The organism is Streptomyces sp. NPDC052101 (assembly GCF_040680235.1).
In the GTDB taxonomy this organism is placed as follows: domain Bacteria; phylum Actinomycetota; class Actinomycetes; order Streptomycetales; family Streptomycetaceae; genus Streptomyces.
On record NZ_JBFAWH010000039.1, the window covers coordinates 47,461 to 61,170 of the forward strand.

Annotated in this window: 13 protein-coding genes and 2 pseudogenes; 12 read left to right on the forward strand and 3 right to left on the reverse strand. The window is 67.1% G+C overall.

All coding sequences use genetic code 11. The features are described from left to right. Positions 1–72: 72 nt before the first annotated feature. From AB0L75_RS38255 to AB0L75_RS38300, 10 genes and pseudogenes are all read left to right on the forward strand, one after another. Positions 73–309: pseudogene (locus AB0L75_RS38255) on the forward strand (transposase family protein); the annotation flags it as partial. A 212-nt stretch (positions 310–521) separates the two neighbouring features. Next, positions 522–1,337, forward strand: a complete 816-nt coding sequence (locus tag AB0L75_RS38260) for an SDR family oxidoreductase (protein ID WP_365190707.1) — start codon at positions 522–524, stop codon at positions 1,335–1,337. A 423-nt stretch (positions 1,338–1,760) separates the two neighbouring features. Continuing rightward, complete coding sequence (locus AB0L75_RS38265) at positions 1,761–2,966, forward strand: acyl-CoA dehydrogenase family protein (RefSeq protein ID WP_365190708.1); 1,206 nt, start codon at positions 1,761–1,763, stop codon at positions 2,964–2,966. A gap of 89 nt (positions 2,967–3,055) precedes the next feature. Continuing rightward, complete coding sequence (locus AB0L75_RS38270; RefSeq protein WP_365190709.1) at positions 3,056–3,265, forward strand: hypothetical protein; 210 nt, start codon at positions 3,056–3,058, stop codon at positions 3,263–3,265. A 42-nt stretch (positions 3,266–3,307) separates the two neighbouring features. Next, positions 3,308–3,733 carry a hypothetical protein gene (locus AB0L75_RS38275; RefSeq protein WP_365190711.1) on the forward strand — a complete coding sequence of 142 codons (426 nt, stop codon included), beginning with the start codon at positions 3,308–3,310 and terminating at the stop codon, positions 3,731–3,733. Between the two features lie 95 nt (positions 3,734–3,828). After that, complete coding sequence (locus tag AB0L75_RS38280; RefSeq protein WP_365190712.1) at positions 3,829–4,734, forward strand: oxidoreductase; 906 nt, start codon at positions 3,829–3,831, stop codon at positions 4,732–4,734. Positions 4,735–4,899: 165 nt separating this feature from the next. Then, positions 4,900–5,598, forward strand: a complete 699-nt coding sequence (locus AB0L75_RS38285) for a transposase (RefSeq protein WP_365190714.1) — start codon at positions 4,900–4,902, stop codon at positions 5,596–5,598. Between the two features lie 372 nt (positions 5,599–5,970). Beyond that, entirely contained in the window at positions 5,971–7,755 is a 1,785-nt protein-coding gene (locus AB0L75_RS38290; RefSeq protein WP_365190715.1) for a reverse transcriptase domain-containing protein, read from the forward strand. Between the two features lie 108 nt (positions 7,756–7,863). Beyond that, complete coding sequence (locus tag AB0L75_RS38295) at positions 7,864–7,989, forward strand: hypothetical protein (RefSeq protein WP_365190717.1); 126 nt, start codon at positions 7,864–7,866, stop codon at positions 7,987–7,989. Between the two features lie 123 nt (positions 7,990–8,112). Beyond that, positions 8,113–9,054 (forward strand): DUF6193 family natural product biosynthesis protein, encoded by a 942-nt coding sequence (locus tag AB0L75_RS38300; RefSeq protein WP_365190718.1) that lies wholly within the window; start codon positions 8,113–8,115, stop codon positions 9,052–9,054. 123 nt (positions 9,055–9,177) lie between these two features. Here AB0L75_RS38300 and AB0L75_RS38305 read toward each other — a convergent pair whose 3' ends face one another. Both AB0L75_RS38305 and AB0L75_RS38310 read right to left on the reverse strand, forming a co-directional pair. Continuing rightward, complete coding sequence (locus AB0L75_RS38305; RefSeq protein ID WP_365190719.1) at positions 9,178–9,498, reverse strand: hypothetical protein; 321 nt, start codon at positions 9,496–9,498, stop codon at positions 9,178–9,180. A gap of 211 nt (positions 9,499–9,709) precedes the next feature. After that, complete coding sequence (locus tag AB0L75_RS38310) at positions 9,710–10,519, reverse strand: hypothetical protein (RefSeq protein ID WP_365190721.1); 810 nt, start codon at positions 10,517–10,519, stop codon at positions 9,710–9,712. A 900-nt stretch (positions 10,520–11,419) separates the two neighbouring features. Between AB0L75_RS38310 and AB0L75_RS38315 the strand changes: the two genes are divergently transcribed. After that, positions 11,420–12,343: a hypothetical protein gene (locus AB0L75_RS38315; protein ID WP_365190723.1), complete on the forward strand. Its 924-nt coding sequence runs from the start codon at positions 11,420–11,422 to the stop codon at positions 12,341–12,343. A 35-nt stretch (positions 12,344–12,378) separates the two neighbouring features. Then, on the forward strand, positions 12,379–12,654 hold the full coding sequence (locus tag AB0L75_RS38320) for a hypothetical protein (RefSeq protein ID WP_365190724.1): 276 nt from the start codon (positions 12,379–12,381) through the stop codon (positions 12,652–12,654). 870 nt (positions 12,655–13,524) lie between these two features. Here the strand turns inward: AB0L75_RS38320 and AB0L75_RS38325 are convergent. After that, positions 13,525–13,710 (reverse strand): annotated as a pseudogene (locus AB0L75_RS38325) (hypothetical protein); the annotation flags it as partial.

Here is a 13,710-nt window from a genome sequence, read left to right on the forward strand (position 1 = left end):
TGAACCACGCTTGTCGCTCGGCAACCTCGTCCAGAGTGGAACGATCGCGGGGCCACAGATCGACAGAGCAGTCGGCCTTGGAGTCTGCCGCTGGAGGATCGCATCCTGCTGGTCACGGCCTGCTGGCGAACGAACTTGACGATGGGGCAGCTCGCGTCGCTGTTCGGCATCTCGAAGTCGGCGGCCGACCGGATCATCGACCATCTTGGCTCGCTGCTCGCCCTCCAGCCACGCCAGCGGTTCCGCAAGGACACCGTGCTCATCGTGGACGGCACCTTCGTGCCCACACGCGACCGCACGATCGCCGAGGCCGCCAGCCGGGTGGTTGCCCCCAGACACGACCCGGTGATGTTTTCGGTGTGTGCGCATTAGTCGCAGATTTGTTCGCCGCGGTCGTTCCTCGCCCCGCACCCAGCCGCGGTGCCGACGGCAGCTGCACCCGGTCGGTCCGGAGGCGCCGGCGCTTCGTATGCTCGCAGTGCGGGGAACCGGAAGCTGACCACCTTCGGAGGCGAACGACCATGTCGGAACAGCGTGTTGTCCTGGTGACGGGCGGGGGGACGGGAATCGGGGCCGCCACCGCCCGGCTGTTGCGCGCGGCCGGGCACCAGGTCGTGATCTCCGGGCGGAGGCCCGAGCCACTGCGCCGGGTGGCCGAGGAGACCGGAGCGCTGGCCCACCCTTCCGACGCCGCGGACCCCGAGGCCGTGCGCGAACTCGTCGAGACGACGGTGACGGCCTACGGGAGACTCGACGGTGTGGTGCTCAACGCCGGAATCGGGCGGGGCGGCGCGGTCGGCGACACCACGGTGGAGGACTGGGAAGAGCTGATACGGACCAATCTCACCGGCCCGTTCCTGCTGCTGCGTGCCGCGCTGCCGCATCTGCTGGCGGCCCGTGGTGCGGTGGTCGCGGTAGCCTCGGTCGCCGCGCTCCGCAACAGCGTCGGCAACGCCGCCTATGCGACGTCCAAGGCGGGCTTGCTCCACCTCTGCCGCTCCCTCGCCGTCGACTACGGGCCGCGGGGGGTGCGGGCCAACGTGGTGTGCCCGGGCTGGGTGCGTACGGAGATGGCCGACCAGCGGATGGCGCGGTTCGCGGCGGAGGCGGGGCTGGCGGGCGGTGCCGAGGCGGCGTACGAGGAGGCGAACCGGCTGACTCCCGCCGGGCGGCCGGGTGATCCGGAGGAGGTCGCCGCGGCGATCGACTGGCTGCTGTCGCCCGCCGCGTCCTACGCCAACGGGGCCGTCCTCACCGTCGACGGCGGGGTGACCACGGTCGGCGTCGGCGGTGCCGCCTTCGACTACCGGATCGAGGCGCGCACCCCGCGCCTGTAGCGGACCACCGGACAGGCTTGTTCCACAGCGCCTGCGGCAGGGCTGGCCGCGCACCGGGTGATCACGAGTGCGCGCGACTGGCTGCATACCCTCCCGAACCCCGGCTGAGCAGTGATCACCGCGTCCCGCACCAGCAACCGTCACTGCTCAAGGCCCCAGCTCGGCCGATCCCCAGCCCCCACCGGACGGCATTGGCCGCCATCACCCGCTCCAGACGCGGCCCCCACACCGTCTCCCGGGGGAGGACCGTGAACAGAGGACCCGTGGGATCGCCCTCGTCGACGAGGGCGCAGCCGCGGTCTTTCGATTGCGTGCAGCAGGTGGCCGACCGCAACAGGAGGTGCGGGCGCAGGCATACGGGTACGGTGCCGGGTGGCTGCTGGCCTCTTGCCCGGCCGGTTCATGTGCGAAGGAGGACCTCTCATGACGATGGGCGCCGCGGAACCTGCCCCGGACTTCGAGCAGGCCACGCTGCCCGGACGGGCCGCAGCCTTGGTCGATTTACTCCGGCGCAATGCCGCCCGCACCGAACAGGACCGCTGTGTCGCTGCGGAGAACATCGCGGCACTCGATGAGGCCGGCCTGTTCAGCCTCACCGTTCCCCAGCGGCTCGGCGGCCACCAGGAACGTATCCGCACGCTGGTCGAAGTGAGTTCCGAACTCGGCCGCGGCTGTGGATCGACTGCCTGGACCACCAGCTTGATCAACATCTCGGGCTGGCTCATCGGCCTCTATCCCCAACGCGCGCAGCGTGAGGTCTATGCGCAGGATCCCGGCACCCGTGCCTGTGCGGTCCTGCCACCCCATGGGACCGGCAGGACGGCCGACGCAGGCAGCATCGTCACCGGACGGTGGGGCTTCGCCTCCGGCTGTCTCCACGCCCGATGGGCGCTGCTCGGCATGACGCGCACAGGCGAGCGCGGCGAGCGCCTGGACCAAGCACTGGCCCTGGTCCCGATGGACCAGCTGACGATCGAGGACACCTGGCACGTTGCCGGGATGCGCGGCACCGGCAGCAACACCCTCGTCGCCGACGGCGTCTTTGTCCCGGCCCACCGCATTCTGTCGGTGACGCACGCGCTCCAGGGCACTTATCCGACCGAGTTCAAGGACGAGACCCTGTACCGCGCGGCGTTCGTCCCCACGCTCGCCCTGTCACTCGCCGGCCCTCTGCTGGGCCTGGCCCGCGGCGCGATGGAGCTGGTGCTGGCCTCCCTCGCCACGGGGCGGGGCATTTCGCATACGCACTACGCACAGGCACGCGAGGCACCCTCCACCCAGATGCAGATCGCCGAGGCAGCATCATTGATCGACACCGCCACCCTGCACCTGATGCGTGCCGCGGACGATGCCGACGACTGGGCGGCGAGCGGCCAGTGCATGCCCCTGGTCAACCGGACCCGAGCGCGCATGGATATCGGCACAGTCGCCCGCAGCTCACGAGATGCAGTGGACCTGCTGCTGAGCGTCCAGGGGGCCCGGAGTTTCGCCGACGACAGTCCGCTGCAGCGCATCTGGCGGGATCTGGAGACTGGTACGCGGCACGCCATGGTCAACCCCGCCATCGCGACCGAGATGTACGGCCGGGCCCTGCTCGGTATCGAGGACCAGATCGCCCCGCTGATCTGAACGGGGAGCGTCCGGCTCTGGCGGCCGTTTCGTGAACCCCCGGGTCAGCGGCGGGAACGGGGGATCGTTTCGGCAGGGTGTTTCCTGTCGTGGCGAGCAAGTCGGTTGAGGATGTGCTGTTTCCCGGGATCGATGTGCGGGTGGAGAGGGTGAGTGACTCCTCCGGCGTCCTGGTGGTGGAGGCGGTGTCGATGGCACGTCCGGGCCAGTGTCCGGGCTGGGTGCGAACGCTCAAGCGGGCGATGTATGGCAGGGCCTCCTTCGAACTGCGCCGGACCCGCATCCTCAACCAGCCATGAGCATCACACTGACCGTCCCTACAGGCCCTCTACGCTTCTCACGTGCGCTATCTGACGGAGTCCTTCGCCCTTGGCGCCCTGAGGCAGGGCCGACCGGTCGAGCAGTTCCTCGGCCCTGCTGGCTCACCCGAGCGTCCCGGCATCCGCTACATCGAGGTCAGACCGGCCAAGACCCGCTACGAGATCTACCTGCACACCCTGGAAGACGTCGGTCACGAGACCTTCGTTGACGTGGTCGAGTTCCCTCCTCTTTGCACCGACGATGAGGAAGAGGAGTTCGGCCGCCTTGTCGCGACTCGCGACGCCCCGCTAGCCGCCCTCGCAGCCGCCGAAGACGCCACCGGAGCGGGACGCGGAAGGTGGGTCAACGCTGGCATGGTCCAGGACGAGTATCTCGACTACGTGGTGGCCGAACGGCGCTCTCTCGTCAAGTCCAACGGCTCTGCAAAGATGGTTAGTTCCGGATAGGGACGTGATGTTTCGCGCAGCCCGTTGACCTGTCGCAGCACACCGAGACGGCCCCATACTCCAGGACCTGACGAACCGACGGGTGGAGGAGCACGGTGAGCGCAGTGGCGACAGCGGGGACCTGGAAGCTCGGGGACCTGGAGGTGAATCGCATCGGCTACGGCGCGATGCGACTGACGGGCAACGGCATGATGGGGAACTCCGACGGCACGCCGATCGACCGCGATGCCGCCGTCGACCTGCTGCACAGTGCGTTCGAGCAGGGCGTCAACCACATCGACACGGCCGCCTTCTACTTCTCACCACTGCGGTCCGCGAACGAGATCATCAACCGCGCCCTCTCGTCCTGGCGCGGCGACGTGGTCGTGGTGACCAAGGTCGGCCCGGCACGCGATCCCTCCGGCGAGTGGCTCGATACGGTCCGCCCCGACCAGCTGCGTGGCCAGGTCGAGGAGAACCTGCGCCAGCTCGGCCGGGACTACCTGGACGTGGTGAACCTGCGCGCCGGCGGCCCCCGCACAGCCACGATCGCCGAGCACTTCGGCGCCCTCGCCGAGCTGCGCGATGCCGGCCTGATCCGGCACCTCGGGCTATCCGCTGTCCTGCCCGAGCACGTGGCTGAGGCCCAAATGATCGCGCCCGTGGTCTGCGTGCAGAACTCCTACGGCCTGGACTGGCGCCGCGCTGACGAGACTGGGCTGGTGGACCTGTGCGGGGAGCAGGGTATCGCCTTCGTCCCGTTCTTCGCGGTCTCCGGCTTGCGGCGCGAGGCAGCCGCAGGCCAGGAGCAGGACGCGCGCGTCCAGTCCGTTGCCCACGCACACCATGCGACGCCAGCCCAGGTGCGGCTCGCCTGGACCCTCCACCGTGGTCCGCATGTGCTGGCCATTCCCGGCACCAGGAACCCGGCGCACCTGGCAGAGAACATCGCCGCAGGAGCCCTGCGCCTGACCGAGGAGGAGTTGGCCCTCCTCGACAAGCCGGACGAGAGCACTGCCTGAGCCTTTGCCCGCGATGTTCGGTGAACTTCTCCACTCCGTTGAAAACTGGATCGGGTGGGGCGAGGAGTGCCCCTGGTCGTCTTCAGGGCTCTGTCCGCAGTTTCGTGAATCCCCAGGTACTGCCGGAAGCAGGCGAGACGCATACACAGCACGTACCAACGCGCCTTGAATGAAAGACCGTTGGGATCTTGCCAGGTCGTGATCCGGTTGTGGGTCCGCCGGTACTTCTGCGACCGGAAGAGCTGTTCCCGTAAGACGTTCGTCGAGCAGGTACCGGGCCTGTCCGAGCGGCACCGCCGCTCCAGCACCGGGCTGACAGGCTGGCTGCGGTCGATCGCGATCGAGCTCGGCGGACGTCCGGCCGCGCGGTTGTGCCGCCGCCTCCGGCCGGCCGCGGGCCGGACCCGGCTGCTCGGGCTGTTGACGGCGCCGACGGCGCCGACGGCGCCGGCCCGTGCGCCGCGGGTGCTCGGGGTGGACGAGTCCGCCTTCCTCAAGGGCTGCACCTACGGCACCGTGCTCGTTGACGACGAGGCCGGCCGGGTCGTGGACGTGCTGCCCGATCGCACCTCCGAGATGTTCGCGACCTGGCTGACCGAGCATCCCGGAGCGGAGATCATCTGCCGGGACCGGGCTACCGCCTACACCAAGGCGGTCAGAGAAGCTGCCCCGCATGCCCTGGAAGTCGCTGATCGCTGGCTGTGCGCCATGAGGCGCCTTGTCGTATCCCCGATTCAGTCGGGAAGAATTTGGAGGGAGATTCTTGGGTCTGATGGCTCACCTAATCCGGAAACGGTGATGGGACCGCAGCATGCCAGAAAATCGACGGCCGGGCTCAGGTATCGGAGACGGGGCGTCGAGTGACCCGCGTGACACGGTGAAAGCTGGATTGCCTGAACCCCAATCTCCAGAAGACTGAAGGTCAAGTCCGCCGGAAAGATACCTGACACCGACGCCGCGCCCTGCGATGGCTTAGTGCCATGGCCGACGCAACCTCCAGGGTGCGGAGCGATGCCCAGCGAGGGCATTCAAGGAGATGAGTGGGGCACCTAAATCACGCTAGGACGTACGACAAGGACGAACATGGGATCGCCTACGGGAAGAGATCTTCCTATGGCGACGGAGGCCCCGTAGTAGTCGCCGGAGTCACGACCGGCCAAGGAGGACGGGAAAGCCGTCCGCATCGGGCGAAGGGGGCCAGGTGATCGGACACCACAGAGTCGAAAGGTATGCGAAATGCAGAGCGCCGAAACGGTGCTGGGTGTCCTCCGCGAACGCGGCAGGCGCAGCCTGCCGTGCAATGAACTGTATCGACAGCTCTTCAATCCGCAGTTGTATCTGCTGGCCTACGGACGTCTGTACTCCAACAAGGGAGCGATGACGCCCGGGGTCAACGGGGAGACCGTGGACGGCATGTCGCTGGGCAAGATCGAGCACGTCATCGACGCGCTGCGCCACGAACGCTACAGGTGGAGCCCAGCCAGGAGGGTCTACATCCCGAAGGGGCGGGGCAGCGCGAAGCTGCGACCGCTCGGCCTGCCGCCGTGGTCGGACAAGCTCGTCGGTGAAGTAGTGCGCCTGCTGCTTGAGGCGTATTACGAGCCGAGCTTCTCTGACTCCTCTCACGGTTTCCGCCCTCGCCGAGGTTGCCACACGGCCTTGCGTGATGTGGCGAAGACCTGGACGGGGACAACTTGGTTCATCGAAGGCGACATTGCTCAGTGCTTCGACAGACTCGACCATTCGGTCATGCTTCGGATATTGGGCGAAAAGATCCGCGATAACCGGTTCCTGCGACTGGTGCGGAACATGCTCAAGGCCGGACACATGGAGGACTGGATCTGGAACGCCACGCACAGCGGTAGCCCGCAAGGTGGAGTGGTCTCCCCGATTCTGTCCAACATTTACCTGCACAAGTTGGACGAGTACGTCGAGAAAGTTCTCATCCCAAAACACACCCGAGGAAGAGTCAGAAAGCCGAACCGTGCCTTTAAACGCACATGGGAGGCAATGGCAACCGCCCGGAAGCGCGGAGACCGCGCCAAGGTGAAGGAGCTGCGCAAGCTACTCCACAGCATGCCCAGCATGGATACCCAGGATCCTGGATATCGACGGCTGAGGTATGTTCGCTATGCCGATGACACCCTGCTCGGGTTCGCCGGACCAAGGGCAGAAGCTGAGGAAATCAAGAGGCGTCTGGCGCAATTCCTGCGTAACGAACTCAAGTTGGAACTGTCACCAGAAAAGACGCTTATTACGCACGCTCGAACCGGGGCGGTGAGATTCCTCGGCTACGACATCACCGTACTTCACAACGACCGCAAGGTCTCCGGCAGACGACGCTCTGTCAATGGGACTATCGGTCTGCGTGTCCCCCGTTCGGTGGTATCTGCCAAGCAGGCCCAGTACAAGGAGCGCGGCAAACCCGCGCGTCGGCCCGAGCTGCTGAACCACGATGATCACGACATCATCAGCACCTACGGATCCGAGTACCGCGGCATCGTCCAGTACTACCTGATGGCCGGCGATGTCTTTCGACTGGCCCGGCTGCAATGGGTCATGGAGACCTCGATGCTCATGACGCTCGCCAACAAGCACCGCTCGTCGGTGTCGAAGATGGCCCGCAAGTACGCGACCACAATTGAGACACCGTTCGGGCCGCGCAAGTGCTTCGAGGCCCGCGTCGAACGCACCGGCAGGAAGCCGCTGGTCGGACGGTTCGGCGGGATCCCGCTGCGACAGAACAAGAAGACGGTCCTCACCGACCGTCGGCTGGCTCCGGTCACCATCAAGCGCAAGGAGCTGGTCACTCGGCTTCTTGCAGGACGGTGCGAGGCATGCGGATGCGTCGACGAGGTGGAAGTCCATCACGTTGCCAAACTCGCCGACCTCGGACGAACCGGGAACCGGCCGCCGTGGGCGGATCTCATGGCCGCACGACACCGCAAAACCCTTGTGGTCTGCGGAAGTTGTCACGCGGACATCCACGGCATAAGACCTGTGCGAGCACTCACGGAGTAGTCACCGGAGAGCGACGTGCGGCGAAAGTCGCATGCGTCGTTCGGGCTGGGGGCCGTGGGAACAGGGCCTGCTCAGCAGGCACCTCGCCGACGGCCCACCAGTACCCTGTTGCAGAACCTGTCTGCGGCGGTGGAGAAGACCTGCCATCAGCACCGCGACTGCCTGCGCAAGCGTGCCGAGGAGGAGACGGTGACCGAGATGCCGGAGTCGCCCCCGATTCTGTTACCGCCCTAGGAACTGCCCCGCGCCCAGATCATCGAACGCATCCGCCATCGCTACGAGGACATCCACCGCCTGCTGGGCAAACGCCGGACGATCAGTGCCATCGCCCGCCGCCTGAACCTCGACCGCAAGACCGTGCGCCGCTTCCGCGGCACCGACCTCGACGAGCGGCCGGCCTGCGCCCGCGAGCGCCGCCCCAACGGCGTCCTGGAGCCGTTCAAGGCATACCTCAACGTCCGCTTCACCGAAGCCCAAGGCCAGGTCAGCGGCACCCGACTGTTCCTGGAGATCCAGGCTCGCGGCTACCCCGGCAGCCGTCAGGTCGTCCGTAAACACCTCGCCGCCCTCCGGTCGGGCACCGCCGAACCCGTCCGGGTCGACATCCCGAGCCCCCGCAAGATCACCTCGTGGATCATGCGGCCCCGGGAGACGCTCACCGAAAGCCAGGCCGAGCGAGCCCTTCAAGTCCCGCTCGCCTGCCCGGACATCACCCGGGCCTGCGATCTCGCCCTGCCCTGGAGCTCCGGAGTCGTCGAAGGGCACGAAAACCGGGTGAAAACGCTCAAGCGAGCCATGTACGGCCGCGACACTATGACAGTGGACGCGAATGACGAGACCTGCGATCAACAGTTGCCCCTGCCTCCAAAGCCAGTTCTGCCAGACATAGCTGCAGCACGCAGTCGCGGGCCGGCTGACGTTGTCGAGGCCCATTGGCAGTCCCTACGACTCAGCTGGCAGTGGAGGCATGCAGTGCACCAGATCCGCTCGCCCGGGCGCCCGTATCCGGGCATCGTTCCGCTGCTGGAGGCTGCCGCCGCTCAACCACGACTCCGGCGGCTGTATCCGTTCACCAGCCACTTCGCCCTGCTCTTCAGCAGCTCCACCAGCTACCCCTGGAGTGTGCTGGGCGGATCGATCGAGCCCCTGTACAACGGACGGTTCGAGGTTCGCCGACGCAGTCCTTTCGCCGTGATCGGCGAAGTCGAGACCGCCGAAGAAGCCGTGGCCCTGGTGCTTGAACTCCTGCCCACCGGCCCCGAGCCCGTCATCACCGCCTCCGCGGGCGAGCACGTGTGACGGTGTGTGGCCACGCCCGTCGATATCAGCACTCCGCGGCCTCTACTCGAGATCCTTCACGATAGAGCGGCCAGAGCCCTGAAAGCGGCCGGCTCCTGCTTGAAGGTGGCCCCACACCTGCCGTCAGCTGGGCACCTCGTTCCGGTCAGGTCGCCCTCCCGTGGTGCGGAGCCGGGCCTGTGCAGCGTTGATCCGCAGCCGCGCCATGCGCTCGCGGTGGAGGAGGAGGTCGCGCCACACGTCGCGGCGGTGCTCGGACTCCTGCGGCAGCAGCTGCGGCAGGGCACCGACAACGGTGCTGACGGTGGCGCCTACCGTGGCGACGCCCCCCAAGGGGGCGCCGGTGCAGTACATGAGGGCAAGCGTCAAGCCGCCGGCGCCGACGGGCAGGACGGGCAGGACGGTCCGGGCGAGGAAGCGGCGCACGGACGTGCGGGTGGTCATGTCGGTGGTCCTTCGGACTCGGAGGGCGCAGGCGCCGGATGCGTGTGCGGGGCGGAGCGTGTGGCAGTTCCACCCCTTGCGTCGCGGGCAGCGGATCTGACAGTGCCGACGCGTGGGAGAGCCGGGGGGGTAAGCAGTGCAAGTCCCTGCGGAAGGGGCACACTTCTTGGGGGAGGAACGCGGCACCAGCAGGGCAACGCCGAGGGGTGGGTCAGCGGGGTGCAGGCGAGCCGGTCCGGCGCTGCTCAGCACGCCGCCGTTGCTCGGCGGCGAGGCGCTTGGCCTTGCGGCGGACCCGTTCGCCGAAGGCCTCCGGGTCGGTGGCGCTGGCGTACACCGCAGCCTCGGTCCAGGTGGTGCCCTCGCCCTCGGCGTACGCGAACACGGTCTGTCGCTCGTTCTCGGTCAGGCCGTGCAGCACGCGGTTGAGCCGCTCGTCTTCGAACACCCCGTCCGCGGTGCGCGCGAGCAGGTCGACGTCGGTGGCGACCAGGTCGTACAGCGACAGCCCGTCGCCGAGGCTCGCGTCCAGGGAGAGCACCCGGCCGTGCCGTGTCCGGCGCCGCCACAGGGGCACCAATTGCCGGTGCACCACACGCGCCTCCGCCTTCAGGGCCCCGAGCGCGGTGGAGGACAGTTGTCCGGTCTGCCACAGGGGATCGCACCAGCTGCCGATCAGTGCGGTGGACACCGCTTCCCGCCAGCGCTCGCTTCGTGGGACGACGAGGACATTGGCGGCGAGGAAGTCATCCACTGCAGGGCTGGGCAGTTGGGAGCTGCCAATGATCCAGCCGCGGGTCTGCACTGCGTGTACCAACTCCGGGATGCGGGGCCGCCCGCTCCATAGCCACGCCCCCTCCGGGGCCTTCTTCGGCAGCGCCAACCCGGGCAGGGTCCCGTCTTGCCGCCGCAGGGCGATGCCGTCATCGGTTACGGCGGCGAAGTCGGACCAGGACTCCGCTCCTGCCTCGGAAGGAGGGGGGAAGGGGAGGCTGTGAAGCATGAATTCCAAGGGGTTCACTGCACGTTGCTCCTTGCCTGTGCGTGCTGTTCACCTTCCGGTCCCGGGAAACCGCCCGACCGGCAAAGAATCTTGAGGGATTCTGCGATGCAGGTCGGCGGGGGAGCTGTGCGGTGCGGCGGCGTTGCTCCAGCGTCCAGGACTCCGCCGCAGGCCAGAGCCTCCTCGCCCGGCGGCGCCGTAGGCCGATCCGGCGACGACGATCTGTCGGCCCTGAGCCGGCTCGGCCTCGGCTGATCCCGGCAGACGACAGAAGCCCAACCGCTCAATGAGCGGCGGAGGATGTCGTGCGGCTGCTGGTGCTGCCCGCGTGGCGCGTGTGTGGTGACGCGGTCTGCGCAGGCTGCTCAGCGTGCCGCTAGGTGCTGTAGTCGTCTGGGGCGCAGAAGCTGGGGTGGAGCAGGTGGGGCGGGCGTGTATTTCTTGTGGCATCGGGGCCGATCCGTGTGCCGATCGGAAAGCGGCCCCTGGGTCCGTCTGATTCGTGGATCGAACCGCCTTGCCCAGTAACCGAAGGAAATTGGCCGCCGTAGGCATGAAAGCTCAAGCAGTCCTCAGATACCGCCCATCAGCTCCCGTCATACTCCCTTCACTTGCATCTCAAGATCCAAGCCATGTACAAATAGCGAGGCCGCCGCGCAGCTGACACAAGATCTGCTTGTGCTGTGCCTACAGCTCTCTGACCAGGAGCTTTATTCTGCCTGCGGGGAAGTTACATGTCTTGGTGCGCGTCGTCGCTCCTTTTTGGGGGGCGCCCGCTCCTTGTCGCTGTGGTGCTTTCGTGCCGGCCTTGCACACCGAATCCTTAGATGGATTTTTGGCAGATTTTGCCCTTGGCTTACCTTATTAACACCGTCCTGACCATGACGGTGCGAACACCAAACGGGAACTTTTAGCGTAATGCGTATACGTACAGCGATCTCTGCTGTCCTTGCTTCGTCCCTGACTGCTGCTCTTGCTGTCACCAGCGCCCCGGCCTTCGCCGCTGACGGTGACATCGCCGCGCAGTCTGCCGCTGTTGTGCAGCAGACCACCGGCACGCAGGCCATCGCCGTGTCCACGGCCACGGCCACCAGTCCGGCGCAGGCTACGACGGCCGGCGTAACCGTCTCCACTCCGGAGAACGCCGGCGGTCAGGTTGCCGCCACAGCAGCGGACACGGGCAGCTTGTCACTCGGCCTTCCCGGCCGCAGTGACGTCCAGGGGGTCAAGACCGGAGAGGGCACCGTCGTCTACCCGGATGCCGCCACCGCGACCGACCTGGCGGTCCAGCCCTCCGCGGACGGTGGCGCGTCCACGTTGATCACGCTCAAGAATGCCCAGGCGCCGACCACGCAGCGCTTCACCCTCAACCTGCCGGCCGACACCAAAGCGGTGGAAGACGGAGCTGGCGGCTACCTCCTGCTGCGCACCCTCCTGGGCGGCACCGCCGCCCGGGAGGTCGGGCACATCTCGGCGCCCTGGGCGAAGGACGCCAACGGCAAGCCCGTGCCGACTCATTACACGCTCGAAGGCGACCAGCTCGTCCAGACGGTGGAGGCCACGAGCAACACCGCTTTCCCTGTGGTCGCCGACCCTCACTTCACGTGGGGCATCATCACGGGGACTGCGTACTTCAACAAGTCCGAGACCAAGAAACTGGCGTACGGCGGTCCCGTTGCCATAGCGATCCTGAGCACGATCGCCGGCCCCATGGACCTTGTGGTCGACCCTCTCCTCGCGCTCGTCGTGGCTCAGGCGGCTCTCGCTGAGCACGCGGACAAGTGCGTAGAGGTCAAGACCGACGGTGTCGTTGCACAGTACAAGGGCGGCTACTGCAAGTAGCGTGCCGCCGCTGACTTGGGAGAGGACGGCGCAACGTGGGTGATGTGCTGGTGTGGAGTGGTGTGATCGTGCTGGCTGTGTGCACGTTGTACCGCGGCTATCTACGCTCGGCATTCGGCCGTCAGCAGACGTCGCCGATTCGGGGCAGCCGTACGGCGATGCTTGTTCCGCTAGTGGTCATGGCCATCATGTGGGGCATCACCTACATCGCTGTCAGCGACGGTCTGCTCGCCTGGGTGGCCGCCCTGTTGTGGGGACTAGCCACCACCGAGGTCGTCATCATCGCCCGGTCGAAAGGTCGTCCGGCCTGAAATCGGCCGATCGGGGGCACAAGCCGGGCTCGGGGGTGAACCAGCTGAAGGATCCGGTGGAGACGAAGCTGCACACCGCCGTCTGCTCCGGCAAGGTCACCCTCAAGGCGGCGCAGCAGGCCATAGTCAGTGACTGGACTACCGCGCTGAGCCGACTCGGGCTGAGCTGAGGGCCCACCGGGCTCGGCGCGTGGTGCCGGGACATCCAGACCACACGGACTGGATGTCCCGGCGTTTGGTGTGGTCAGCCGGACCCGGTGACCTGCAGGGCCGTGGTCCAGTTGTTCCTGATCGCGCTACGGGCCGCGGAGGGGGGACGGTGCCGGCGCACACGGCGTTCTTCAGCTTGGTTTCCACGCCGTCCTTGGAGCGTGCGGTCTGGGAGCCGGAGTACGGCTCGGGCCACAGGTTGCCGGGGTCGCGGGGTGCGCCGCCGAGTTCGAGGGGACGAAGTGGTCTTCCTCGTAGTCGGCCATGTCGGGGGTTGCAGCCCGGTCAACTCCCGAGCTTCTGTGTGCTGTTCTGCGCAGTTGGACAGACCCCGCTGGCCCGTGCTCCTCCTGACCTGTCGCGGACCAGCGGCCAGCTGTTCCAGCTGTTCCGGGTTCAGCTTCGCGCGCCGCGTCTTGGTGTTCGACAGGAATACCCCCAGCTCGACCTCGCTGTCGTCCGGGAGTGTCTCGACGTGTGAGCGGTTGACGGGCCCCACGGAGCCGGTGCGTTCCCGGTATTGCGCCAGGCCGCGCACCCCCGCTTGAACGCCGCAGAACCGCCCCTGGAGCCCTTCGCGGGCTCATACGGCGTGCCGTACGCGTGATGCCCTCGGCGAGCTGTCGTGCCGAGGGCATCACGTGTCGGGTCTGCTCCGGGTCAGTCGGCGTGGACCAGGGTCTCCTCGCTGCCCAGACGGGAGGCGAGCGTGTCCTTGTACATCGTGGTCTCGCCGTCGGACCAGCGGATGACGAGGTCGTCGGTACGACCGTTTCCGGTGAAGTCACCGGTCGTCATGGCCAAGTCGTGCTTCCAGAGTTCGTTGGGGTCCAGGATGCGCTGCTC